At 71.1% G+C, this 23,910-nt stretch carries 24 protein-coding genes and 1 pseudogene; 11 read left to right on the top strand and 14 right to left on the bottom strand.

From position 1 onward, the window contains the following. Positions 1-80 precede the first annotated feature (80 nt). Positions 81-695, bottom strand: coding sequence for a TetR/AcrR family transcriptional regulator (locus ACZ6RT_RS34860; RefSeq protein ID WP_470158243.1), 615 nt, complete (start codon positions 693-695; stop codon positions 81-83). Positions 696-784: 89 nt separating this feature from the next. Between ACZ6RT_RS34860 and ACZ6RT_RS34865 the strand changes: the two genes are divergently transcribed. From ACZ6RT_RS34865 to ACZ6RT_RS34875, 3 genes and pseudogenes are all read left to right on the top strand, one after another. Continuing rightward, positions 785-1,975 carry a cytochrome P450 gene (locus ACZ6RT_RS34865; protein ID WP_470158244.1) on the top strand — a complete coding sequence of 397 codons (1,191 nt, stop codon included), beginning with the start codon at positions 785-787 and terminating at the stop codon, positions 1,973-1,975. A 40-nt stretch (positions 1,976-2,015) separates the two neighbouring features. Then, on the top strand, positions 2,016-2,672 hold the full coding sequence (locus tag ACZ6RT_RS34870) for a class I SAM-dependent methyltransferase (RefSeq protein WP_470158245.1): 657 nt from the start codon (positions 2,016-2,018) through the stop codon (positions 2,670-2,672). A 450-nt stretch (positions 2,673-3,122) separates the two neighbouring features. Next, positions 3,123-4,280 (top strand): annotated as a pseudogene (locus ACZ6RT_RS34875) (IS3 family transposase). 97 nt (positions 4,281-4,377) lie between these two features. Here ACZ6RT_RS34875 and ACZ6RT_RS34880 read toward each other — a convergent pair. Genes ACZ6RT_RS34880 through ACZ6RT_RS34895 form a run of 4 tightly spaced genes read right to left on the bottom strand, consistent with a single transcriptional unit; the run spans position 4,378 to position 9,464 of the window. Continuing rightward, complete coding sequence (locus ACZ6RT_RS34880) at positions 4,378-5,622, bottom strand: trans-sulfuration enzyme family protein (RefSeq protein ID WP_470158247.1); 1,245 nt, start codon at positions 5,620-5,622, stop codon at positions 4,378-4,380. A 37-nt stretch (positions 5,623-5,659) separates the two neighbouring features. Next, positions 5,660-6,829: a cysteine desulfurase family protein gene (locus ACZ6RT_RS34885; RefSeq protein ID WP_470158248.1), complete on the bottom strand. Its 1,170-nt coding sequence runs from the start codon at positions 6,827-6,829 to the stop codon at positions 5,660-5,662. Beyond that, complete coding sequence (locus ACZ6RT_RS34890) at positions 6,826-8,124, bottom strand: MFS transporter (RefSeq protein WP_470158250.1); 1,299 nt, start codon at positions 8,122-8,124, stop codon at positions 6,826-6,828. The genes ACZ6RT_RS34885 and ACZ6RT_RS34890 overlap by 4 nt, the downstream gene beginning before the upstream one ends. Next, positions 8,121-9,464, bottom strand: coding sequence for an MBL fold metallo-hydrolase (locus ACZ6RT_RS34895; RefSeq protein WP_470158252.1), 1,344 nt, complete (start codon positions 9,462-9,464; stop codon positions 8,121-8,123). Before ACZ6RT_RS34895 ends, ACZ6RT_RS34890 begins: the two co-directional genes overlap by 4 nt. A gap of 58 nt (positions 9,465-9,522) precedes the next feature. Here ACZ6RT_RS34895 and ACZ6RT_RS34900 point away from each other — a divergent pair, with 58 nt between their 5' ends. Further along, the gene (locus tag ACZ6RT_RS34900) at positions 9,523-10,179 is read left to right on the top strand and encodes an ArsR/SmtB family transcription factor (protein ID WP_470158254.1); all 657 of its coding nucleotides are present in this window, start codon (positions 9,523-9,525) and stop codon (positions 10,177-10,179) included. Then, positions 10,176-10,472, top strand: coding sequence for a sulfurtransferase TusA family protein (locus tag ACZ6RT_RS34905; RefSeq protein WP_470158255.1), 297 nt, complete (start codon positions 10,176-10,178; stop codon positions 10,470-10,472). The genes ACZ6RT_RS34900 and ACZ6RT_RS34905 overlap by 4 nt, the downstream gene beginning before the upstream one ends. A 30-nt stretch (positions 10,473-10,502) precedes the next feature. On the opposite strand, the gene ACZ6RT_RS34910 is transcribed toward ACZ6RT_RS34905, so the two are convergent. The 4 genes from ACZ6RT_RS34910 to ACZ6RT_RS34925 all read right to left on the bottom strand — a co-directional run bounded on the left by ACZ6RT_RS34910 (position 10,503) and on the right by ACZ6RT_RS34925 (position 13,958). Next, positions 10,503-11,705: an RNA polymerase sigma factor gene (locus ACZ6RT_RS34910; RefSeq protein WP_470158257.1), complete on the bottom strand. Its 1,203-nt coding sequence runs from the start codon at positions 11,703-11,705 to the stop codon at positions 10,503-10,505. Between the two features lie 36 nt (positions 11,706-11,741). After that, positions 11,742-12,095, bottom strand: coding sequence for a YciI family protein (locus ACZ6RT_RS34915; protein WP_470158259.1), 354 nt, complete (start codon positions 12,093-12,095; stop codon positions 11,742-11,744). 38 nt (positions 12,096-12,133) lie between these two features. After that, positions 12,134-12,532 (bottom strand): VOC family protein, encoded by a 399-nt coding sequence (locus ACZ6RT_RS34920; protein WP_470158260.1) that lies wholly within the window; start codon positions 12,530-12,532, stop codon positions 12,134-12,136. A 646-nt stretch (positions 12,533-13,178) separates the two neighbouring features. Next, positions 13,179-13,958 carry a LysR family transcriptional regulator gene (locus tag ACZ6RT_RS34925; protein ID WP_470158262.1) on the bottom strand — a complete coding sequence of 260 codons (780 nt, stop codon included), beginning with the start codon at positions 13,956-13,958 and terminating at the stop codon, positions 13,179-13,181. Positions 13,959-14,077: 119 nt separating this feature from the next. Between ACZ6RT_RS34925 and ACZ6RT_RS34930 the strand changes: the two genes are divergently transcribed. Then, positions 14,078-14,521 (top strand): MFS transporter, encoded by a 444-nt coding sequence (locus ACZ6RT_RS34930; protein ID WP_470158264.1) that lies wholly within the window; start codon positions 14,078-14,080, stop codon positions 14,519-14,521. Positions 14,522-14,650: 129 nt separating this feature from the next. Here ACZ6RT_RS34930 and ACZ6RT_RS34935 read toward each other — a convergent pair whose 3' ends face one another. From ACZ6RT_RS34935 to ACZ6RT_RS34945, 3 genes are all read right to left on the bottom strand, one after another. Beyond that, positions 14,651-15,592 (bottom strand): cation diffusion facilitator family transporter, encoded by a 942-nt coding sequence (locus ACZ6RT_RS34935; protein WP_470158266.1) that lies wholly within the window; start codon positions 15,590-15,592, stop codon positions 14,651-14,653. Continuing rightward, positions 15,592-16,005 carry an ArsR/SmtB family transcription factor gene (locus tag ACZ6RT_RS34940; RefSeq protein WP_470158268.1) on the bottom strand — a complete coding sequence of 138 codons (414 nt, stop codon included), beginning with the start codon at positions 16,003-16,005 and terminating at the stop codon, positions 15,592-15,594. The genes ACZ6RT_RS34935 and ACZ6RT_RS34940 overlap by 1 nt, the downstream gene beginning before the upstream one ends. A 112-nt stretch (positions 16,006-16,117) precedes the next feature. Next, on the bottom strand, positions 16,118-17,467 hold the full coding sequence (locus ACZ6RT_RS34945) for an aminotransferase class V-fold PLP-dependent enzyme (RefSeq protein WP_470158270.1): 1,350 nt from the start codon (positions 17,465-17,467) through the stop codon (positions 16,118-16,120). A gap of 274 nt (positions 17,468-17,741) precedes the next feature. On the opposite strand from ACZ6RT_RS34945, the gene ACZ6RT_RS34950 reads away from it, so the two are divergent. The 3 genes from ACZ6RT_RS34950 (at position 17,742) to ACZ6RT_RS34960 (ending at position 20,618) form a co-directional block, all read left to right on the top strand. Then, positions 17,742-18,191, top strand: coding sequence for a hypothetical protein (locus ACZ6RT_RS34950; protein ID WP_470158271.1), 450 nt, complete (start codon positions 17,742-17,744; stop codon positions 18,189-18,191). A 166-nt stretch (positions 18,192-18,357) separates the two neighbouring features. Further along, entirely contained in the window at positions 18,358-19,377 is a 1,020-nt protein-coding gene (locus ACZ6RT_RS34955; protein ID WP_470158273.1) for a PLP-dependent cysteine synthase family protein, read from the top strand. Then, positions 19,374-20,618, top strand: a complete 1,245-nt coding sequence (locus ACZ6RT_RS34960) for an MFS transporter (RefSeq protein WP_470158274.1) — start codon at positions 19,374-19,376, stop codon at positions 20,616-20,618. Before ACZ6RT_RS34955 ends, ACZ6RT_RS34960 begins: the two co-directional genes overlap by 4 nt. 261 nt (positions 20,619-20,879) lie before the next feature. Here ACZ6RT_RS34960 and ACZ6RT_RS34965 read toward each other — a convergent pair whose 3' ends face one another. Both ACZ6RT_RS34965 and ACZ6RT_RS34970 read right to left on the bottom strand, forming a co-directional pair. Further along, entirely contained in the window at positions 20,880-21,824 is a 945-nt protein-coding gene (locus ACZ6RT_RS34965; RefSeq protein WP_470158275.1) for a M56 family metallopeptidase, read from the bottom strand. Next, positions 21,821-22,207, bottom strand: coding sequence for a BlaI/MecI/CopY family transcriptional regulator (locus ACZ6RT_RS34970; protein WP_470158277.1), 387 nt, complete (start codon positions 22,205-22,207; stop codon positions 21,821-21,823). Before ACZ6RT_RS34970 ends, ACZ6RT_RS34965 begins: the two co-directional genes overlap by 4 nt. Positions 22,208-22,431: 224 nt before the next feature. On the opposite strand from ACZ6RT_RS34970, the gene ACZ6RT_RS34975 reads away from it, so the two are divergent. Both ACZ6RT_RS34975 and ACZ6RT_RS34980 read left to right on the top strand, forming a co-directional pair. Then, on the top strand, positions 22,432-23,166 hold the full coding sequence (locus ACZ6RT_RS34975) for a DsbA family protein (protein WP_470158279.1): 735 nt from the start codon (positions 22,432-22,434) through the stop codon (positions 23,164-23,166). Between the two features lie 145 nt (positions 23,167-23,311). After that, positions 23,312-23,899 (top strand): vitamin K epoxide reductase family protein, encoded by a 588-nt coding sequence (locus ACZ6RT_RS34980; protein ID WP_470158295.1) that lies wholly within the window; start codon positions 23,312-23,314, stop codon positions 23,897-23,899. Positions 23,900-23,910: the final 11 nt, after the last annotated feature.

The following is a 23,910-nucleotide window of genomic DNA, read 5'->3' on the forward strand; positions in this document are numbered from 1 at the left end:
GGACGGATCATCCGTGGCCTGCGGCCGACGGCCCGCTTCACTGACAACAACCAGGCGCTCAACAAGCTCGGAAGCGCGTATCAGTGCGGCTGGGCGGCGGCGATGACGCCGTGCACGGCCTGGTCGATGCGGCGCGCGGCGGTCTCGGGGTCGGGCCGGCCGGCGTCCAGCCAGGCGATGACGGCCTCCAGGGTGAGGGTGGGGATCAGGTTGGCCGCCCAGTCCAGCCACGGCCCCGCGGGGATGACTTTGGCCAGGTTGCGGTGGGCGATCTCGCGGGAGGCGGCGGTGATGGAGTCGATCAGCTCACCGAAGTCGGGCTCGCGGGCGGCGTAGCGGAACAGCAGCCGGAAGCCGTCGGGATCGGCGGTGGCGGCACGCAGCAGCGCGGGGATGGCGCTGTCGTCGAAGTCGTCGCCTCCGGTGGCCTCGGCCAGCCGGGTGCAGGCGCGGTCCAGCACGGCCCGGTACAGGTCGGCCTTGGACTCGAAGTGCCGGTACAGCATGGCCCGGGTGAGTGCGGCCTCGGTGGCGATGTCGTCCAGGCCGGTGGCGGTATACCCGGCGCGGGCAAAAGCGCGGGTGGCGGCGTCGAGGATCTGCTCGCGGCGCTCGGCGCGGCGCATCCGGCGCACCGGCGCCGGTGCGGCCGACATGAGGGCGGCCTGCGGGCTGTGCGGGTTAGGGGTGCTCATCTCCACTCCTCCACTTGTAGAAAAGAGAGTATACAAGTAGCGTTTTAGACGTTCACGTATACAAAGTGATGTCTACTTCTGGAGGAGTCGTGTCCGAACCCGCCCGGTTGCCGTTCGCCCAGCCTCATCCGATGCGGCCGGCCCCGCTGCTGCGCCGGTTGCAGGCCCGCGGCCCGATTCACGCGATCCGCACCGCCGTGGGTGATCCGGCCTGGCTGGTGACCGGCTATGAGCAGGTCCGCGTCCTGCTGGACGATGAGCGGCTGGGCCGCGCTCATCGCATGCCCGAGACCGCCTCCCGCACGGGCGAGTCGGCGCTGTTCGGCGGACCCCTGGGGGACTTCGCCACCGAGCAGGCCGACCACCGGCGGATGCGCGCGCTGCTGCGGCCGCATTTCGCGCCCAAGCGGATGCGCGCGCTACGCGGCCGCGTCGAGGCGCTGAGCGCGGCCTTGCTCGATGAGCTGGAAGCCGCAGGACCGCCCGCCGACCTGCACGCCGCGCTCGCTTTGCCGCTGCCGATCGCGGTCATCTGCGAGCTGCTCGGCGTGCCGTATGAGGACCGGACGCAGTTTCGGGCCTGGAGTCAGGCCGCCGCCGACACCACCGACCGGGCTCGCTCCGAGTACGGCCTGGCCGAGCTGTTCTCCTACGGCCAGAAGCTGATGGCCTCCAAGCGGGCCGATGGCCGTCTCGACGCCGCCGCGGATGGCGATGTGATGTCCCGCCTGGCCGCCACCGAAGGCGTCGGTGACGACGAGGCCGCCGCGCTGGCCATGTTCCTGCTGTTCGCCGGGCATGAGACCACCGTCGCCGCGATTGGCAACGGCGCGGCATGGCTGCTGGCCACCCCGGGTCAGTGGCCGGCCCTGTGCGGCGATCCGGCGCTGATTCCTGTGACGGTGGAGGAGATCTTGCGCGTGCCGGGCCTGGGGGGCGGCGGCATCCCCCGCTACGCGCGCACCGACTTCGAGATCGACGGGGTCCTCATCACGGCGGGGGATCTGGTGTTGCTGGACACCGGCGCCGCCAACCACGACGCGGCCGTGTTCACCGACCCCGACCGCTTCGACCTGGAGCGGCCGGCGGTGCCGCATCTGGCCTTCGGCCACGGCGCCCGCTACTGCATCGGCGCCCCGCTGGCCCGCATCGAGCTGACCGCGGCCTTCTCCCAGCTCGCCCAGCGCCTGCCCACTTTGCGGCTGGCCGTGGCGGTGGAGGAGCTGAGGTTCGCCACCACGCTGACCGGCGGCCTGACCGGGCTGCCGGTCACCTGGTGACCCCGAGATCAGCAGGAACAACGCTTGAACAGGAGAGCGCATGGACACCTCGACGGTGAGTCGTCCGCTGTTTGCCCGGTTGTATCCGCGCATGAGCCGGGCCATGGACGATGGCGGCATGGCCGAGCATCGCAGGCGCCTGCTGGCCGGTCTGACCGGGCAGGTGGTCGAGGTCGGCGCCGGGCACGGCGCCACCTTCGCCCACTACCCCGCCGAGGTGGCGCGGGTTTTGGCCATTGAGCCGCAAGCACGACTGCGTGCGCTGGCCCGCACCGCCGCCGCGGCCGCACCGGTCCCCATCGAGGTCACCGCTGGGCTGGCCGAGTGCCTTGCGGTTGCCGACCACAGTGCGGACGCGGTGGTCTTCTGCATGGTGTTGTGCTCCCTGCCCGATGTCGGTACGGCGCTGGCCCAGGCGCACCGGGTACTCAAGCCGGGCGGGCAATTGCGGTTCCTGGAGCATGTGCGCGCCAAGACCCCGGGCCTGGTCCGGGTGCAGCGGGTGCTGGATGCCAGCGTCTGGCCCCGCCTGATGGGCGGCTGTCACACCGGCCGTGACACGGTCGCGGCGATCCGGCACGCCGGCTTCGCCGTGCGGGATCTGGAGGACTTCTGCTTCCCGCTGGCGCGCACCCCGTTCTCCTTGCACGTCATCGGCGCCGCCATACCGCAGGCGAACGCGCCCCGGGCGACCTGAGCACCCGATCAGGCGGTCGGCGACCAGCGGCCGGGACCAACCAGGCGCCGGGGATGATCGCGGACCCCGGGGGCGTGCTCGCGCTGCCCGAGGGTCGGCTCGCCGAGGATCCGCACCGCGCGCACGACCGCATGCCACTCCAACCGCCCCAGCCGCCCAGCTACGCCTTCGGGTTGGTGGCGCGATAGCGGCGGGGCGATCCCCGAGCCGGCAGCGCGGCCGCTCCGGCGGCCGCGCTGCCGATGGGAGTCGGATGACGATCAGGAGCTCAAGGACTCAAGGACTCAGGGGTTCAGGGGCTGGTCACAAAGTGGTGCTTTCACTGAAAGGGCTGCGGTCCCGGCGAGCTGTGAACCGCGCCGGGTTTCGTGGAGACTCTGATGTACCCCGGCTTTCGTGGAGTCGCTTTGGTTGACTTATATGCCCCCGCCCCCTTCAGGAGAGGTCGGCATGGCAAGGAGATATCCCCCTGAGTTCCGCCGCAAGGTCCTGGACCTGTTGAAGGCCGGCCGGACCGTACGGCAGGTGGCCTTCGATCTACAGATCAGCGACCAGACGATCTACAACTGGCGTGAGCAGGAGCTGATCGATACCGGTCAAAAGCCCGGCGTCACCTCCTGCGATCACACCGAGCTGATCGCGGCCCGTCGCCGGATCGCCGAGCTGGAGACCGAGCCGGCCGTGACCAGGCGCGCCGCCGAGCTGTTGAGAGAGGCGGTGCCCCCAAAAGACGGTTCGAGGCCATCGCGGTGATGGCCGCCGAAGGGCTCCCCATCCAGGTCTGCTGCCGCATCATGGACGTGTCGCAGTCGGGCTTTTACGCCTGGCGCAAGCGGCCGCCTTCAGCCCGGACGCTCCGGCACGCCTGGTTGACCGACGAAATCCGGAAAGTACACGCCGCATCCAACGGCGTCTACGGCGTCTACGGCAGCATGCGGGTGCACGCCGAGCTCACCATGGGACGCGGCATCGCGGTCGGACATGGCGCGGTGGCCATGCTGATGCACCGCGCCGGCATCAAAGGCCTGCCCGGCAACAAGCGCCGCCGGCCCGTTCATCAGACCCCCACTGCCGCGGACCTGGTCGAGCGCCAGTTCACCCGAGGCGCCCTCAACGAGCTGTGGGTCACCGACATCACCGAGCACCCCACCCGCGAGGGCAAGGTCTACTGCTGCGTCGCCAGAGGACGTCTACTCCCGCCGGGTGGTGGGCTGGTCCATCGATGCCAGCCAGACCGCAACGCCGGTCACCAACGCGCTCGGTATGGCAATCCACAACCGCACACCGCGGCCTGGAACGCTGATCCACTCCAACCACGGGGTGCAGTTCACCTCCTGGGCCTTCACCCAGCGTGCCAAGGCCTCCGGCCTGATCCCGTCCATGGGCTCGATCGGCGACTGCTTCGATAACGCCGTCATCGAGTCGTTCTGGGGACGGATGCAGACCGAGCTGCTCAACCGCAAGCGATGGAAGACCCGGATCGAACTGGCGAATGCGATCTTCGAATACCTGGAGATCTTCCACAACCGGCAACGACGCCACAGCGCCTTGGGGATGCTCACCCCCGTCGAGTACGAGATGCTCTACCCGAACGTCCAGTCGGCATGAGAGTCAACCAAGCCAACTCCACCAAACTCGGGGTACATCAGCCGCTGCAGAGGGGCTGGCTTGCTCGCCGGGCTGCGGTGCTTCGTGGTTTTCGGGGTCAGGAGGCGTCAAGGGCCTGGGCGAGGTCGCGGATGAGGTCATCGGCGTCTTCCAGGCCGACCGACAGGCGGATCATGCTGTCGGCGATGCCGCGCCGGGCGCGCTCGGCCGCCTCCAGGCCGTGGTGGGTGGTGGTGATCGGCTGGGTGATGAGGCTTTCCACGCCGCCGAGGCTGGGGGCGATGGCGAACAGGCGCAGCCGGTCGACGATGGCGGCGGTCTGGGCGGCGGTGGCCTCCAGCACGGCGCTGAGCATGCCGCCGCCACCGCTCATCTGCGCCTGCACGATCCGTTTGGCCTCACCGGTGGCCAGGCCCGGGTAGTGCACCCGGCTGATGCGCGGGTGGGCGGCCAGGAAGGCGGCGACGGCGGCCGCGGACTCGTTCTGCGCGCGCACGCGGACCGGCAGGGAGCGGATGGAGCGGGCCAGCAGGTCGGCGACGGGCGGGGCGATGACCTGGCCGAGGTTCTTGCGCCACATGGCGACCGGGGCCAGCAGGTCGGCCGGTCCGATGAGGGCGCCGGCGGTCAGGTCCGAGTGGCCGCCCAGGTACTTGGTGGCCGAGTGGATGACCAGGTCCGCGCCGTGCCGCAGCGGGTTCTGGTTGACCGGGGTGGCGAAGGTGTTGTCGACGACCGTCAGCGCGCCGGCCGCGCGGGCCTGGGCGGACAGCGCGGCGATGTCGAAGACGTCCAGGGTCGGATTGGTGGGGGTTTCGAAGAACACGATGCGGGTGCGCTCGCTCAGCGCCTCGCCCAGCCGATCGGCCTCATCGGCGCGTAGGAAGGTGGTGGTGATGCCGAGCTGGGGCAGGTTGGCGCCGAGTAGCTCGAAGGTGCCGCCGTAGACATCGCCCAGGCACACGATGTGCTCACCGGTGCGGGTGTGGGCCAGGAAGGTGGCGGCTTCGGCGGCCATGCCGGAGGAGAAGGCCAGCGCCTGAGTGCCGCCTTCGAGGTCGGCGAGCTTGTCCTCCAGCGCGCGGATGGTGGGGTTGAGGCCGTAGCGGGTGTAGAGGTTGCCGCTTTTTCGGCCTTCAACGACGTCGAGCAGATCGGCGGTGGAGTCGAAGGCGAAAGTGGAGTGCGCATACAGCGGGGTATGGATCGCGCCTTCGGGATCGCGGCGCTCACCGGCGTGCACGCTGCGCGTGGCCAGTCCCTGCCCGGTGGCGCCACGGGAGATGGCGCCCGGCACGGTGGGGTCTGAGGCGGTGGGGTCGGGGGCGGTGGGGTCGGTCATGCCTCTCCTTGGGGTCGATTACTGGTAGATGTCGGCGTTATCGGACTGTGGCGGCGTCGATCAGTGCGATCGCCGCCGTCTCGACGTCGGCGGGCGTGCTCCAGCGGCCCAGCGACAGCCGCACCGCGCCAAGGGCGCGCTCGGCGTCCAGCCCCATGGCGCTCAGCACCGGGGAGGGGGCATAGGTGCCGCTGTGGCAGGCCGAGCCGGTGGAGGCCGCGATTCGGGGCGCCGCGGCCAGCAGGTCGTGTCCGGGCGCGCCGTCGATGCTGATGTTCAGCGTGTTGGGCAGCCGCCGCGTGACGGGTCCGTTGAGGTGCACCCGGCCGCCCAGAGCAGCCGCCAGTTTCCGGTGGAGGTCATCGCGCAGCGCCGCGATCCGCGCCGGCGCGCCGCCGGCGAGATCGTCGCCGGCCAGCTGGGCTGCGGCGCCCAGGGCGACGGCCAGGGCGACGTTCTCGGTGCCGGCCCGCAGCCCGCGCTCCTGGCCGCCGCCGTAGACGACCGGCTCCAAGCGCACGCCCTCGCGCACGTACAGCGCGCCCACCCCCTTGGGCGCATACATCTTGTGTCCCACCACGGTCAGCAGGTCCACCCCCAGGGCCTCGACGTCGAGGGGGATCTTCCCGGCGGCCTGGGCGGTGTCGCAGTGCATCAGCGCCCCATGCTCGTGGGCGAGGTCGGTCAGCTCGGCGATGGGCTGCAGGGCGCCGGTCTCGTTGTTGGCGGCCATCACCGACACCAGCACCGGCCCGCCGGCGGATGCGGTGTGCTTCTCCAAGGCGGCGCCCAGCACGGCCGGATCCAGCAGCCCCTCGCCGTCGACCGCCAGCACGCTCACCCGCACCCCGTGCAGGCGCTGCAGCGCCCGGCAGGTCTCCAGCACCGCCGGATGCTCGGTGACCTGGGTGATCACATGCGGCCGCGGGCCGGTGAGGGCCGCGCCGCGCAGGGCCAGCAGGTTCGCTTCCGATCCCGAGGAGGTGAACACGATCTGCGTCGCCCTCGCGCCGAGCAGCGCGGCGACCTGCTCGCGGGCGTTCTGCAGCGCCGCTGTGGGCTGCGCGCTGTAGTCGTGACCGCTGGAGGGGTTGCCGAACCATCGGGTCAGGTAGGGCTCCATCGCCTCGACGACGCGGGGGTCGATGGGGGTGGTGGCGTTGTAATCGAGGTAGATCGGCCCGCCGACCAGAGCGGGATGGCTCATCGTGCCTCCTTCGGGTGGGTCTCGGCCATGCGCACCGCCACGACCAGGCCGGAGACGGCGGTGAGGGCGGCGACCGTCCACACGGCCGCGCTCAAGCTCCAGAGGTCGGCGATGATCCCGGCCAGCAGCGCCCCGGCGGCGAAGCCGCCGTCGCGCCACAGCCGGTAGACGCCGACCGCACGGGCCCGCCAGGCCGGGTGCGCGACGTCGCCGATGACCGCCAGCAAGGTGGGGTACACCAGTGCGGTGCCGGCGCCGAGCAGCACCTGCGCGAGCGCCCAGACGGCGAAGCTGTCGCCGAGCGCGACGGCGGCGATGGCGACCGCCTGCAGCAGCATTCCGACGGTGATCAGGTGCTTGCGGCCCACATGGTCCGACCACCAGCCGGTAACCATCTGCCCCAACCCCCACACGGCCGGATACAGCGCGCCCAATACCCCGATCTCCACCACGCTCAGACCCCGGGCGGCGAAGATGATCGGGAAGACGCCCCAGGCCAGGGCGTCGTTGAGGTTGTTGACCATTCCGGCCTGGCTGGCCGCCGACAACGACCGATCGCCGATGCTGGTGCGCCAGGCGATCTGCCCGGTCGACAGCTCGGCGTGGTGGTGGCCGCCCGCCGGGTGGGCGGCGGCCTCGGCCCGGGCGTGCTCGCGGGTCTCGCGCACGATCAGCGTCGACAAGCCCAGGCCGAGGGCGGCGTAGGCGGCGCCGAGCAGGAACGGCGCCGGCCGCAGCCCGTAGATCTCGGCCAGGTAGCCGGTGGCCAGGGCGGTGGCGGCGACCGCGACGTAGCCGGCGGCCTCGTTGAAGCCCATGGCCAGGCCGCGCCGCTCCGGCCCGGCCAGGTCGATCTTCATGATGATGGTCGTCGACCAGGTCAGCCCCTGGGAGATGCCCAGCAGCACGTTCGCCGCAATGATCCAGCCCCACGTCGGTCCCCAGGCGAGCATCGCCGGGATCGGCAGCGCGATCAGCCACCCGGCCACCAGCACGGGCTTGCGGCCGAACGCGTCCGAGAGCGTGCCGGCGAAGAAGTTCGTGATCGCCTTGGTGGCGCCGAAGGCCAGGATGTAGGTCAAGGTCGCGGTGTAGGCCGACAGGCCGAACACGGACTCGGCCAGCAGCGGCAGCGTGATGCGCTCCTGGCCGAGCATGCCGCCGACCAGCGCGTTGACCACCACCAGCAGCACGAACTGGGGAAGGTTGGCGGCCAACCCCAGCCGGACACCCGCCGCAACGGGAACGGGATCAGGGATGGGATCGGGGATGGGGGCGGGGGCGGGGGTGTTCACGCCGTTCCCTGCGCGAGCGCGCGACCGGTGCAAGCGGCCCAGTCCTGCGGGCCGCCCTGCAGCACCCGCACCTGCCGGCGGCCGGCGCGTGCCAGCAGGCTGGCGGCGGTCATGGCGCGCTCGCCGTGCCCGCACATCACCACCACCGGCCCATCGGGCACATCGCCGACGCGGGCGGGCAGGGAGCCGAGCTCGACGTGCGCCGCGCCAGGAATATGACTCTCGGTGTACTCGGCGTCCTGGCGCACATCCAGCAGCCCGGCGCCCTCCAGACGGTCGGCGCCGACCAGGTCGATGTGCTGTGTCGGGCCGTCCCAAGCGGCCATGCCGCCGGCCAGTTCCCCGACTGCCGGTCCGTACCCGATCTTGGCGGCCTGCCAGGCGATCTCCGCGGCGTCTTGCCCGAGATCACGGACGATGACGTACGGCGTGGCCGGATCCAGCAGCCAGCCCAGCCAGGAGGCGAACTGCGCCCGCAGCGGGATGGAGAGCGCCCCGGGGACGTGCGCGGCGGCGAAGGCGCGCACCGGCCGCACATCCACGACCACCGCGCCGCTGCCGCGCAGGCCTCGCACCGCCTCGGCGCCCAGCGGCGCGAGCTCCGCGACACCGTCCAGCAGGGGCGCACCGAGGCGGTTGGCCTCGGGCAAGGTCAAAAAGTACGGGGGGAAGCTGCCCACACTGCCCGACAGCGCGGCTACGAAGGCGTCCTCATCAGGGGAGCGAAGGAGCGGGTTGCCGGTCTTCTCGGCGCCGATGGTGGAGGTGCGCTCGGCGCCGGGCGGGGCCGAGCAGAACGAGCCGGCGCCATGGGTGGGCCACAGCGCGACCTGGTCCGGCAGCGCGGCCAGCCGCTGCAGGGAGCGGTACTGGGCGCGGGCCAGGGCCTCGGTCTGCTCGGGGCCGGACAGGTCGGTGCGGGCGGCCGCGCCGACGATCAGTGACCCGCCGGAGAACACCCTGACCGGGTGGGAGCCGTCCAGCAGCAAAAAGGCCAGGTGCTCGCCGGTGTGGCCCGGTGTGGCCAGCGCCCGCAGCGTGAGCCCGCCCAGGTCGACCTCGTCACCGTCGGCCAAAGCGGTGTGTGCGAAGGCGCGCCCTCCGGCGGCTGAAGCCAGAACGCGGGCGCCCTCATCGGCAGCCAGTTGAACGGCGCCGGACAGGAAATCGGCGTGCAGATGGGTGTCGGCGGCGAACGCCACCCTCAGGCCGCGCCGCTCGGCCGCACCGCGCAGGGCGCGCAGGTCCCGGCTGGCATCCACCGCCAGGGCCCGGCCGTCGCCAAGATCGAGGAGGTAGGACGAGTTCCCCAGCCCCTCGTCCACCATCGGAATGATCATGTTGCTTCTCCGTTCGCCAATAGCTACAGTATTCCAGGGATATTTGGAGGATTGTCAAATGGGTGACGCGATCGCCAAGACGGCGCTGTTCGATGTCTTCGCCTCGGTGGGAAAGGCACTGGCCAACGGCAAACGGCTGGAGCTGGTGGACCTGCTGGCCCAGGGAGAGCGCTCGGTCGAGGCCCTGGCGAGCACCGCAGGCCTGGGGCTGACCACCGCCTCCAACCACCTGCAGGTGCTGCGCCAGGCCGGACTGGTGGCCACCCGCAAGGAGGGCACGAAGGTCTTCTACCGGCTGGCCGGCACCGATGTGGCCGCCCTGTGGGCGCACCTGCGCGACGTCGCCACCACGCACCTGGCCGAGGCCGAACGTGCCCGCGCCGCCTACCTGGGACCCGATGACGCCGAGCAGGTCACCCGGGAGGAACTGCTGGCCCGCCTCCAGGCCGGGGACGTCACGGTGGTCGATGTACGCCCGGGCGCCGAGTACGCCGCCGGGCACATCCCCGGCGCGCTGTCGGTCCCGCTGGACGAGCTCGCCGACCGGCTGGCCGAGCTGCCCGCCGACGGGCAGATCGTCGCCTACTGCCGGGGCGCCTACTGCGTGATGGCCCACGAGGCGGTGCGGGAGCTGACCGCCCGCGGACACCGCGCGGCGCGCCTGGCCGACGGCATGCTGGAATGGCGGCTGGCCGAGCTGCCGGTGGCCGTATGAGCGAGCCCCTCCTCGGCGGGCCGGTGGTGCTGGACGGCGGGGACCGGCGGTGCGTGCAGCTGCTGATCGAACTGCTCCGCCTGGTCAACGCTCTGGCTCCGGGCGCCGTCGTGCACCTGATCGCGGCCGACCCGGCCGCACCGATCGACCTGCCCGCCTGGTGCCACCTGACCGGCCACACCTACCTCGGCCCCGTCGGCGCGTATGCGCCCCGCGCGGCATACGCCCTGGCGGTGGCCGCCGAGGCCCGCTCCACTGCGGCCGACCGGCCCTGGCATTTCGGCGACCGCTGAGCAGGCGGCCGCCGCAGAGCCAGGACCGGATCAGTCCCAGCGCAGCCGCTCTTCCAACAGCGCCTGCTGAGCGGGGTTGGCGGTCAGCTCCAGCGCCCGCGCGTCCGACGTCCTGGCCTCGGCGTCGCGGCCCAGATCCCGCAGCAGCTCGGCGCGGGTGGCGTGAAAGAGCGGGTAGCGCTCCAGCGCCCCGCCGAGCCGCCCCAGCTCGGCCAGCGCCGCCTCGGGCCCGGCGGTGTAGCGCAGGGCGACGGCCCGGTGCAGCCGGGTCACCGGGGACGGCGCCAGCGCCAGCAACATGTCGTACAGCACCCTGATCTGCCGCCAGTCGGTGGCGGCGAAGGTTTCGGCCTCGGCGTGGCAGGCGACGATCGCGGCCTGCAGCTGGTACGGCCCCGGCCTGCGGTACGTACGGGCGGTACGGGTGAGCAGCGCGATCGCCTCCTCGATCGCCGTGTGGTCCCAGCGGCCGCGGTCCTGGTCGGCCAGCAGCACCAGGCGGCCCGCAGCGTCGAAGCGGGCCGCGCCGCGCGCCCGGTGCAGCCGGATCAGCGCCAGCAGCCCGGCCGCCTCCGGCTCCAGCGGCATCAGGTTCGCCAGCAGCGCGGCCAGCCACTCGGCGTCGTCGACCAGGTCGCGCGCCTGGGCGCGCTCAGCGGTGCTGGACAGATATCCCTCGTTGAACAGCAGGTAGATGACCGCCAGCACCTGCTCCAGCCGCCCGGGCAGCTCATCCGCGGGCGGGATACGGTACGGGATCCCGGCCTCGGTGATCTTCCGTTTGGCGCGGGTGATGCGCTGGGCCACCGTGGTCTCGGGCACCAGGAACGCCGCGGCGAGTTGCGCGGTGCTCAGCCCGCACACCACGCGCAGGGTGAGGGCGACCTGCGCGGGCCGCGGCAGGGCCGGGTGGCAGCAGGTGAAGACCAGCCGCAGCCGGTCGTCAGGCTGCGCGAGGACCGGCCAGGTCAGCTGGGCCAGCTTGGCCCGGTAGGTCGACTCGCGGCGCAGCACGTCCAGGCCGCGCCGCCGGGCCACGGTGAACAACCAGGCATCCGGCCGGTCCGGGATGCCCTCGAGCGGCCAGCGCCGCAGCGCCGTCTCGATCGCGTCCTGCACCAGGTCCTCGGCCGCGGCGAAGTCGCCCAGCAGCGACATCAGGGACGCGGCCAGCCGGCCCGCGTGCTCACGCACCACGCGGGCCAGCGCCTCATGCGCCTGCTGCTCATCCACGCCCAGGCCTCCCGCTCACCGCCTCGACCATCTCGGTCATGAGGCGGGGCGGATCTCCACCACCGGGCACGCCGGCCAGGATCTTGCCAGGGCCAGCGCCTCGTCCAGGTCGGCCACCTCGACCTCGGCGAACCCGCTGACCACCTCCTTGCCTTCGACGAACGGCCCGTCGGTGACGATCGGTTCGCCGCCACCGCTGCCGCCGCCGTCCAGTCGGACCGTGGTGGCGGTGTGCACCGGGTGCAGGTGAGTGTGGTGGGTGATCTTGTCGGCGTGCTCGGCGAACCAGTCGCCCACCGCCTCGAACGCCGCCTCCCGCTCGGTCTCGTCCATCGCCTCCAGGTCCCGGGCGAACTGCTCGGTCTCGACGAACATCAGCACGTACTTCATGGGCGTTCTCCTCGGGTGTGCGCTGCTGGACTCGGAGGTCAGGTGGCGGGCAGGGCGGCGTACAGGTCGATGCCGGTGCCGTCGGGATCCGTCACGGTGGCGTACCGCATCCCCCAGAACGCATCGAACGGCTCGGCGATGCCGCGGTAGCCCGCCTCGGTCAGCTCCGCGTACTTGGCGTCCACGTCGGCCGGGGCATCGAACTCGAAGCACAGCAGGGCGCGTGGCCCGCCGGTCGGCGCACTCCAGCCGGGCAGGAACGGGGTACGGAAGGCCTCGCTGTCGAGCATCAGGTGCAGCCCGCCCGGCAGGTCGCAGGAGGCGTGTTCGGCGGTGTTCGGGTCGAGTTTGAACTCCAGCCCGAGCCGGGCGTAGAAGGCGATGGTGGCCTGCATATCGGACACCACGATGTCGATGGTGTTCATCGTCGGGTTCATGACCTGCTCCGTTTCGGGGAATCGTTGATCTGTCACGGCTCGGTGAGGGCCGCCGCGCCGGCGTGGTGATCGGATGGTGGTCTCCTTGTCCGTCCCCCTGCCGGGCGGCCTGCTCACCGGCCTCATCAGCAAGACGATTCGCGGCCAGGCCGATACGACACTCCGGTGAAGATTGTTGCGCTTGCATCGAGCCGAGGTCGCTCCCGGGCCGCGGCATACCCGGACGAGAGATCTGAAGGAGGGCCCCTGCTTCACACGCTGACCGCTCATGGCTGCACCTACCAAGCCTCCGCAGAGGATCGGACCGGGTTTTGGCGCTGCACAGTTGCTCTTGACGACGATTCGGTGGAGACGGCCGTTTGCCACGGTCGAGGTCCTTGGCGTGCCTGTTCGTGCCTCATATGGGGGGTATACAGAGGGGCAGGGCCGGAGGGTGCCGAGAGCCACGCCTGCCTCCTGAATCCCGGCCCATTGGTCCGGCTCTCCACGGCGGCGTTCAACGTGGGAACGCTCAGGCCGGCGTCCAGTCCCGGCGGCGTCGTAGTCGTCCGCCGTGGCGGCGAGGTGGGCGCGCGGACGGCCAGCGTCGGGTGGGGGTTGTCGCGGTGCCACAGGAGCGAGTGCGGGTAGACGGGCGTCGGGCCGGTCACCGGGATGCGGCGCAGGCCGTGCCCGGCGGGCCAGAGCAGGCGGGTCCGCTCGCCCATGAAGGTGGCCGGGCCGGGGTGTCGGCGATCGTGTCCAGGAGCGCGTCGGAGCCGAAGTTGGGGCCGGTCGCCTCGATGGTGAGGCCGAACTCGGCGACGAGGTCGTCGTAGTAGGCGGCCCACTCGGTGCCGGGGACGATGCCGGGCATCCAGATCCGGTGCCCGGCGAGCCGGGCGACGCTCACCGACCGGGCGGACGCCAGCGCGTGGGCGGGCCCGGTGAGGAGCTGGAGCACCTCGTCGAGCACCCGGACGGACGCGACGTCCCCGGGAAGGGGCCGGCCGGGCACGGCGACGGCGCGGAAGGAGGCGTCGATCGCACCGGAGCGGAGGGCGTCGAGAGCCGTCTCGATGTCGAACAGCATCACCACGTCGAGGTCGATCCCGGGGTGCGCGCGGTGGAAGCCGCGCATCAGGCCTGACGCCGCCGAGCGCGAGGTGAGCACGTCGACGCGCAGCGGGCGGCTTCCGGCGCGCACGGACGCGACCGCGCGCTCGAAGGCGCGCAGCAGTTCGCGGGCGTGGGGCAGGAACGCCTGCCCGTCGATGGTGAGCGTGGCGCCGCGCGCGGTGCGGGTGAACAGCCGCACGCCGAGATCGCGTTCCAGTGCGGCGATGCGCTTGGAGACGGCCTGCTGGGTGACCACCAGCTCGGCGGCCGCCTCCTGGAACTGTCCCGCGTCGGCGGCGGCGACGAAGGTCCGGACGGTGTCGAGCATGCGGAGTGGGCATCGGGCCGCTGCTGATCGCGACGAACCTGGTGCGGTTCGCGGCGCTGCTGACGATCCCGGCCGCGGTCGCGCTCGGTGTGCTCACCTTCCCATAGCTCCTGCTGGTCTTGGTCGTCGTCGCGGCGGCCGACATCACCTTCCGCGCTGTCTCGGAGGTGTACCTGAAGACGCTGCTGCGAGCCGAGGACCTGCTCGTCGCCAACGCCCGGTTCGAGGCCACGAGCTGGACGATCACGATCGTCGGACCGCCGTTGGGCGGCGCGGCGATCGGGCTCCTCGGCCCGGTGGCGACGGTGGCGGCCGACGCGATCAGCCACCTGCTCTCGGCCCTGGGCATCGGCGCGATGGGCGGGCCGGAGCCACGGCCCGAGCGGCGACAGGCCGCGCGCACGCGGGCCCGGGACCTGCTCGACGGCTGGCGCCACATCCTCGCCGACGCGACGCTGCGTCCGCTGCTGCTCAACACCGCCCTGTTCAACGGCTTGGTGATGGCCGCCGGGCCGCTGCTGGCCGTCCTGATGCTCGGACACCTCGGGTTCGCGCCGTGGTAGTACGGCCTCGCCTTCGCCGCGCCCGCGATCGGCGGCGGTGGGGCCGGGAAGGGCGATGCCATAGGTGTTCTTTCGCAACAGGGGTGGGGCGTTGACGGACACGTGCCGGCTCGCGGGCCTGAGGGCGGTTCACCAGTCCAGTTCGTCGCAGCCGTGGTGGTCGGACGGTTCCACCTGCAGCGTGGCGTGGGCCACGCCGTGGCGTTGGCGCAGCAGGTCGCGGGCCTGATCCAGCACGGCGTGATTGTCGCTCATGTCGGTGGTGACGAGGTGAGCGGTGGCGACGTTCATGCCGGAGGTGAGCGTCCACAGGTGCAGATCGTGCACGTTGCGGACGCCGTCGATGGCGGCCAGGTCGGCGGTGACGGCGGTGGCGTCGACGCCTTCGGGAACGTGCTGGCCCAAGACGGCGAAGACCTGACGGCCGAGCGAGACGGCGCGCACGGCGACGAAGACGCCGATGGCCAGGGCGACGGCGGTGTCGAAGAAGCGCTGGCCGGTGGCGGCCACCAGAGCGCCGGCGACGATGACGCCGACCGATCCGGCGGTGTCGGCGACGACCTCCAGGTAGGCGCCCTTGACGTTGAGGCTCTCAGCGGCGCCGGAGCGCAGCAGCAACAGCGCGATGAGGTTGACCGCCAGGCCGAGGGCGCCGACGACGATCATCGGGCCGGAAGAGACCGCGGCCGAGTCGCCGATACCGCCGGTGTCGCTGATGCGGCCGATGGCCTCGATGACGACGTAGAGCGCGACGCCGAGCATCATGATCACAGCCAGCAGGGAGGCGAACACCTCGGCCCGGTAGGAGCCGTAGCTGCGCCGGCCGGTGGTGTCTGGCCGGGTGGCGACGCGGGTGGCCACCAGCGCCGCGCCGAGGGTGACCACGTCGGCGGCCATGTGCCCGGCATCCGACAGCAGCGCCAGCGACCCCGAGAGCAGGCCGTAGACCAGCTCGACGACGAAGAACGCGCCGATCAGCGCGAACGAGACGGCCAGCCGCCAGCGGTGCCGGCCTCCCGCATGCCCGGACGCCTGTTCCTGCCCGTGGCCGTGGCCGTGTCCGGCGCCCATCACGCGCCTGCTTCGCGCTCGGGGTGGATGGCGTCGGTGTGCCCGGTGTGCGCCAGCGCCAGATCCAGCAGCATCCGTACGTGCGGATCGGCCAGCCGGTAGTAGGCCATCCGCCCCGAGCGGCGGGCGGCCACGATGCGGTGGGCGCGCAGCAGCCGCAGCGCGTGCGAGACGGCCGACTCGCTCTGGCCGGTCACCGCCGCCAGGTCGCACACGCACAATTCGCCGTCCAGCAGCGCGACCAGCAGCCGCAGCCGGCCGGGATCCGACAGCAGGCCGAAGACATCGGCGGTGTCGATCAGGTCCTCGGCCGGCGGCATGCGCTCGTGCACGGCGGCGACCCGGTCGGCGTCGACCACCTTGACGGTGCAGCCGTCCACCGCCAACACTCCAATATCTGAATAGTTGTTCATATGTACAACATAGGTGGTGCTTCTGCTCGGCTGTCAAGAGCCGCCCCGCGCCACCTCGCTGCAGCCCTGTGGTTGCCGCGATCGTTCGGTCGTGCGCGTCCTGATGAGATGGTCATCCGGTGGTGGCCGCCGGGGCCGGGGGACGGCGGCTGATGGCGCGCAGCGCCTGGGCCAGGCGGTCCACGTCGTCGGCGGAGGTGAACAGGGCCGGGGTGACGCGCACGGCGCCGCCGCCGATCATGCCGGTGCGGGCGACGGTGAAGATGCGGTGACGGGTCATGAGGTGTTCGGCGATGGCGAGGTTGTCGGCCTGGCTGGTGCGGCCGCGCAGCCGAAAGGCGGTGATGGCGCCGTAGGCGCCGTTCTCGTCGGGGGTGAGGATCTGCACGTTGCCCAGGTCGCGCACTTGGCCTACCCAGCGGTCGCGCAGCCAGCGCAGCCGGGCCGCCTTGACCGGCGCGCCCAGCCGCTGGTGGAAGTCCAGGGCCGCATCCGCGCTCAGGTAGGGGGCGACGTTCATGGTGCCCGAATGCACCCGTGAGCGGATGTCGGTGGCCGGGTAGGTCTCGTCGGCATACAGCGGGTCGACGTCGGCCAGGCGGTGGCGGCGGATGTAGACAAACCCCGTCCCCAGGGGCAGGCCCATCCACTTGTGCAGGGAGAAGACGGCGAAGTCGGCGCCCAGATCGGCCATGGTGAAGTCGATTTGGCCCCACGAATGCGCGGCATCGACGATGACGTCGACGCCGCGGCGGCGAGCCATCGCGACGATCTCAGCGACCGGCGTGACCAGGCCGGTGCGGTTGTTCATGTGGCTGAGCAGCAGCAGCCGCACCTTCGGGTGCTCGCCCAAGGCGCGCTCGTAGGTGTCCAGGACGGCTTGGCGGGTGGCGGGCTCGGGGATGGCGATCTTCTCGACGTCCACGCCGCGTCGCGTGCGCAGCCAGTTCATCGCGTACTGGCCGCTGTGGTAGTCCAGGTCGGCGTACATCACGGCATCGCCCGGCCGTAGCCGGGCGTATCCGCCGATCAGGTTCTGCAGCGCCTCGGTGCCACCCCGGGTCAGCGCGATCTCCTCCCGCTCGACGCCCAGCAAGGCGGCCAGGCGCCCGCGCACCTGCTCGGCGTGTGGCTTGTAGGTGGTGCGCAGCAGGTGGGAGCTGCGCTGGTTGAGCTGGTCGACGTGATGGTGGTAGGCGCGCCGGACCGGCTCGGCCATGATGCCGTAGTAGCCGTTTTCCAGGTTGACGAAGTCGGGGCTGACCTGGAACTGCCGGGCCACGCCCGCCCAGAAGCGCTCATCGCGGGCGAGCTGGTCGAGGGAGATGCCAGGTGGCACGCTCAGCGCGTCGCCATCGGCAGGACCCGCCGCCCACGGGGAACGGGTCCCGGTGGAAAAGGTCGCGGCGCCCGCCGCCAGCGTGCCGAGGCCGGTGACGAGCCGGCGTCTGGACAAGGTCATGGCGGCTCCTGGTGAGTAGTGTGCAAGACCTGCACGCAGCATTCCTTTGTGGTGAGACCTGTCGTGAGGGACAGTTTGGCGGACCTTCTTCTTTGCCGCCCGCCATTTCTGCCGCTGTGTCGACGCCATGGATGCGAATATGGACATCCTGTGAGGAATGCATAAGCCGCGAGAGCCGCACAGGGGCGCGGCTCGCCCATGAGCAGGTGAGCTTTACTGAAACCTTTGCCATTGTGGAGCGCGCCCGCAGGGCGTGCGGGCATTATCACCAGTGATGTTCGTGACACCGCCCGCACGCACGCGCCGGCTGGCCGTCTTTCGCGCCGCACGGCTGCTGACGCATGGGTTGGTGGCGATCATCATGGTCGTCGGGGTGGTGTTCGCCCATGGCGGCGCCTGCGCCGCGGTGGAGTTGGCCGAACCCATCGCCCACACCTTTGCCGCCGCCCACACCGCAGGCCAGGGCGAGGCTCGAGGCGGCTTTGACCTGGGCAGTGCCGGGCACGACGGCCGGTGTCCGCATCAGCAGCTGCCGCTTCGCCATCAGCATGGCACCGAGCAGGACCGCTCGGCGATCAGCCCGGCCGGTGTCTGGATCCCGTTGCCGCTCCAGGCGACCGTCGTCGTCGCTGCCCTTTCTGCGGCTGCGGCCGGTATGGCCCCAGCGGGCCGGCGCCTGCCGATCGCGCCCTATCGGGACGAGTCCTGCGTGATGCGCATATAGGACGTGTGGCCGTTCTTTCGCCGCACATCGTCCACTAAAGCTCGCGGCTGTTCGTCATGCCGTGCGTTGCGTCATTCACTATCGGGGATTTCCGTCTATGTCATCGCAAGCGACTTTCGCGCGCCCGCTCGCGGCGCAGTTCACCGCTCATCCGGAGCTTTCTCTCATGGTCGGCAACACGCCGCTGGCGTTTTTGTCCGAGCCGTTCGTGCCGGGTGGCGGATTCTGGGCCAAACTCGAAGGCTTCAACCCCGGCGGGATCAAGGACCGGCCGGCCCTGCACATGGTGCGCGGCGCCCGTGCTCGGGGCGAGCTGCAGCCGGGCGCGACGATCATCGAGTCGACCAGCGGTACCCTGGGGCTCGGCCTGGCGCTGGCCGGGATCGTCTTCGGCCATCCGATCGTGGTGGTGGGCGATCCCGCCATGGAACCGCTGATGTGTCGGCTTTTGACCTCCCACGGGGTACGGCTGGAGATCGTCGCCGAGCCGCACCCGGTCGGTGGCTGGCAACAGGCCCGCCGCGAGCGCGTACGACGACTGCTGGCCGACACTCCCGGCGCCTACTGCCCTGACCAGTACAACAACCCCGACAACGTCGAGGCCTACGCCGGGCTGGCGCACGAGCTGCTGGCCCGCCTTCCGCACATCGACGCGCTGGTGTGCTCGGTCGGCACCGGCGGCCACAGCGCCGGCATCGCCCGCGTGCTGCGCCGTCACTTTCCCGACCTGCACCTGGTCGGGGTCGACACCATCGGCTCGACCATCTTCGGCCAGCCTGACCGGGCGCGGCTGATGCGCGGGCTCGGCTCCAGCATCCATCCGCGCAACGTCGCCTACGAGGCCTTCAACGAGGTGCACTGGGTCGCCCCGGCCGAGGCGGTGTGGGCGTGCCGGGCCCTGGCCGCCCAGCACTACGTGTCCAGCGGGTGGAGCACCGGCGCCGTGGCCCTGGCGGCTCGCTGGCTGGCTCGCACCAGCCCCGGCCGATGCGTGGTGGCCATCTTCCCCGACGGGCCCTGGCGCTACTTCAGCACCATCTTCGACGATGAGTTCTGTCACGCCCACGACCTGCTCGGGGCCGTCCCGGCCGATGAGCCGGATCTGCTGGCCCACCCGGCCGAGCGGGAGGTGCACCGCTGGAGCCGCTGTACCCGCATCAGCGACCCGCTGGCCAGTGCGCGATGAAGGGCATCTGGGCCGAGTTTCGCTCTTTCGAGCGGCCGATCCAGCTGCTGCAGATCAACCAGGCGGGCATCAACCTCGGCTTCTACATGCTGATGCCGTATCTGGCGCTGCACCTTTCGGTCGACGCTCATCTGGCCGCCTGGACGATCGGGCTCATCTTGGGCCTGCGCAACGCCAGCCAGCAAGGCATGTTCCTGATCGGGGGCACCCTGGCCGACCGCCTCGGCTACAAGCCGATGATCATGGTCGGGTGTGCGTTGCGCACCTTCGGCTTCGCCCTGTTCGGCCTGTCCACCGCGGTGCCGCTGCTGATCGTGGCCGCCGTGCTGACCGGACTGGCCGGGGCGTTGTTCAACCCGGCGGCACGCGCCTATCTGGCCGCCGAGGCCGGCGAGCGCAAGGTCGCGGCGTTCGCTGTGTTCAACGTGTTCTACCAGGGCGGCATCCTGGCCGGCCCGCTGGCCGGTCTCGCGCTGCTGCGCGGTGGCTTCACCGTGGTGTGCCTGACGGCCGCCGCCATCTTCGCGGTACTGACCGTGCTGCAGGGATGGTGCCTGCCGGCCCGGCGCACCGTGGCCCAGCAGCGCCAACCGGTGCTGCGTGAGTGGCGTCAGGCGTTCACCGACCGCGCCTTCGTCTCCTTCTCGACGGCGATGATCGCCTCTTATGCGTTGTCGTTTCAGATGTATCTGGCGCTGCCGCTTCAGGTGCAGCACCTGGGGGGTGGTCAGACGGCGGTGATGGCGCTGTATGTGCTTTCGGCGCTGCTGGGCATCACCGCCCAGGTGCGGCTGACCGCGTGGTGCGCGGCTCGGTGGAGGCGCGGGCAGGCGATCAGCCGCGGCCTGGTCGTGATGGGGGTGGCGTTTTTGCCGCTGGCCGGCGCGGCGTACCTGCCGTTGCCCTGGCCGTGGGCGCTGGTTCCGGTGGTGGTGTGCACGCTGCTGCTCACCTTGGCCACCTTGGTGGTCTTCCCGTTCGAGATGGCGACCATCGCCGACATGGCCGGAGAAAGGTTGATCGGCACCTACTACGGGTTATACAACCTGGCCTGCGGCGCCGGCATCCTGGCCGGGAACCTGCTGGCCGGCGCGCTGGTCGATGCCGCCCGCAGCGACGGCCTGGCCGCCCTGCCGTGGCTGTTGCTGGCCGCGGCAGGGCTGGCCTCGGCGGCAGCCGTCAGCCGCCTGGACCGGCGCGAGCACCTGTACGGCCCCGGCCAGGAGGCCGTCGCCACCTGACCTGCGAATGTCGCACCGAAGCCGGGTCTGGCCATAGCCGCATGACGTGGCCGCGATCAGGCCCCGCCGGTGCTGTCGCCGCCGTCCGGGCCGTCAAAGGACGGCCGACATCTACCCCGCCATCCTGCCAGAGCACCCCATCACGAGCGCGCTCCCTTTTCCCATCGCCGTGATCGCCCTGCCCGGTGCGGGCTTATGCCCTCACCCTGCGCGCTCGCGGTCCTTCCTGGGTCGTGTGGGCTGTCCGCTGCTGCCGGGCGGCTACAGGAGAGTGCAGATGATGGGGGCGATCAAGACGGTCAGCGGGCCGCTGAGCAGTCCGGCCGCGGCACTGTAGGCCGCGATGGCCGCCCCGTGGCGCGGAATGGTCGCCTCGCTCAGGAGGCGGCGGAGACGCTGGGCGACGTCTACCTGGGCCAGAGCCAGGGTGTGAGCCGATTGCTGCTCGCCGGGGGTGATCATCTCGACGATGGCCTGGGCCAGGACCAGGTCGCCGTGCTGGCGGCGTGCCTGATCGTCGGCGAGCATCTCCAGCAGCACCGACACCGCCCGCATGGCCGTCTTGGGGGCGCTGAGGATCGAAAAGGCCTGCGCCAGCGCCGCAAACGGCAATAAGACCAGGTCATGACGGCCGCGGGCGTGCGCGCGCTCGTGGGCCAGGACGGCGTGCACGTGACGAGGGCTCAACCGCTGAAGCGTGCCCCGGCTGATCACGACGCGGGCCCCTCGCCTGCCGCGTCCGGGCACGCAGTAAGCCACGGGCCGGGCCTCGGGCAAGACGTAGGCGCCGTAACCGGGGTGCAGGTCGGCGACCAGGTCGATCATCAGGCGCTGGCGGCGCCGGCCGGCGGCTGTCGTGGTGAGGGCGCGCGCCGTGTGAACCAGCAACCAGGCCGGTAGCGACAGCGACCACGCCAGTGCGGCGACGTGGCCCCAGCCCAGGCCGGACAGGCCTCGTCCATCGACGATCTGGTCGCCGAGGGTGTGCACGCCGTGCGGGAAGGCCGCCGCCAGCGGCGCGACCGCGGCGATCAGCCCCAGCCCCAAGGCGCCCAGGCCGGCGGACAGGCCGATGGCCTGCCACAGCACCAGCGCGGCACGTGGCTGGCGGCTCGTCCACGCGGCCGAGGCCAGCGGCAGGGTCACGTGCCGGCCGAGCAGGAGGGGAAGCAACGCGATGCCGGCGGCGAGCATCCACGCCGTCATGGCGCCTGCCCCCCTCGCGGGTGCTGGGCGTCGTGGCGGCCTTCTCGCTGCTGCAGGGCCAGGCGCAAGGCGGCGGCGACCTCGGGGGAGACGGTTCCGACGAAGCGGTGGACCACGGCGTCGACGTTGCCCGCTTCGCTGAGGGCTTCTTGCATGACCTCGGCGACGAAGGCATCCTTGCCGGCGCTGGCCCGGTAGCGGTGTGCCCGGCCGGTGCGTTCCCGGGTGGCCAGGCCCTTGCGCGACAAGCGCAGCAGCACGGTCAAAACGGTCGTCACCGCAGGCCGGGACGGCAAGGAGTCGGCGAGTTCCTGGGCGAGCATCCCGTCGGGGTGCTGCCACAAGACCTCCATGATCGAGCGCTCCAGATGGCCGAGCCGCACTGGTGCCCCCCCTTTTTTCTTCGTGGTCGCCCCACCGTGGGCAGAAGGGTACGCCAGCGCGCAGGCGAGCCCCCCGGCCCAAGGCACCCCCGCGTCCTGAACCGAAGCGGTGCGGACAGTTTTATGCCAATCTTCTACGCCGTGTAGAAGTATGGGGACAGCCGCCAGGTTCCGGCCACCAGGCCGGGCATCCCCACGCGGCGGACCAAGGGTGAGGAGCGCAGGTGTCGCAGCAACACGACCACAGTGAGGGCAGGCGCGCCAAGATCGCGGCGATGCGCGCCGCGGACGTCCGCCAAGACGCCCGAAGGAAGAACCTCGCCGTGACCGCGGCCGTGCTGGGCGCGGTGGTCGTGGTGCTGGCCGCCGTCATCCTCATCAGCAAGATCGGTGACGGGGGCACGACCGGCGCCGTGGCCACCGGGGAGTCGCAGCTGGTGCGGGCCGACAGCCACAAGGTGCAGACCGCCGCCGACGGCAAGGTGACCTTGGTGGAGTTCCTCGACTTCGAGTGTGAGGCCTGCCGGGCCGCCTTCCCCGTCGTAGAAGAGCTGCGCAAGCAATACGCCGGGAAGGTGACCTTCGTGGTGCGCTACTTCCCCGTTCCCAGCCACTTCAACGCCGAGCGCGCCGCCCGCGCCGTGGAGGCCGCCGCCGGCCAGGGCAAGTTCGAGGCGATGTACCAGCGGATGTATGAGACCCAGACCCAGTGGGGGGAAAAGCAGGTTCCCGCCGACGCGCTCTTTCGGACCTTCGCCCAGGATCTGGGTCTGGACATGGCCGCCTGGGACAAGGCCTACAGCGACCCGGCCACCCTGACTCGGATCAAGAAGGACATGGCCGACGGCCAGGCGCTGGGCGTGCAGGGGACGCCGACGTTCTTCCTCAACGGCAAGAAGCTCGAACCCGAATCCTCCGACGACCTCAAGGCGGCCATCGATGCAGCACTCGCCGGCTGAGCCCGCCCCCACCGAGCATCCCGAGCATCCCGAGCACGCAGACCACCCAGGCCCTCTCGGCCCCCCAGATTCCCTGGATCGGTCGGGCCGCCGAGCAGGCACCGCACAGGCAGGCCAGGGGCGGCCAGTAGAGCCGTTCCCTCGCCTGCTGCCCTGGCTGCTGGTGATCGGCGGCGCGCTCGGATGGCTGGCGGCGGTCGTCTTGACCGTCGAGAAGATCACCCTGCTGAAGGACCCGGACTACGTGCCCAGCTGCAGCATCAATCCGGTGCTGTCGTGCGGGTCGATCATGACGACTCCCCAGGCCGAGCTGTTCGGGTTTCCCAACCCGCTGCTGGGCGTGGCCGGCTTCGCCGTCGTCGTGACGGTCGGCGCCGCGTTGCTGGCCGGGGCCGGTTTTGGCCGATGGTTCTGGCTGGGCCTGCAGGCAGGAGTCACCGCCGGCGCGCTCTTCGTGCACTGGCTGATCTTTCAGAGCCTGTATGTCATCGGCGCCTTGTGCCCGTACTGCATGATCGTGTGGGTCGTGATGATCCCGCTGTTTTGGTACGTCACCCTGCACAACCTCACCCGAGGCCACCTGCCGGGCGGCGATAAGGTCTCACCCGCTCGCGGGGCTCGCGTGGTGGCGACCTTGAGGGATTACCACTCGGTCGCGATCGCGCTGTGGTTCGGCGCGCTCCTCGCGCTGATCGCCATGCGCTTCTGGTCATTCTGGATCACCCTCGTCTAACCCCCAAAAGT

Source organism: Streptosporangium sp. NPDC050148 (assembly GCF_055586505.1).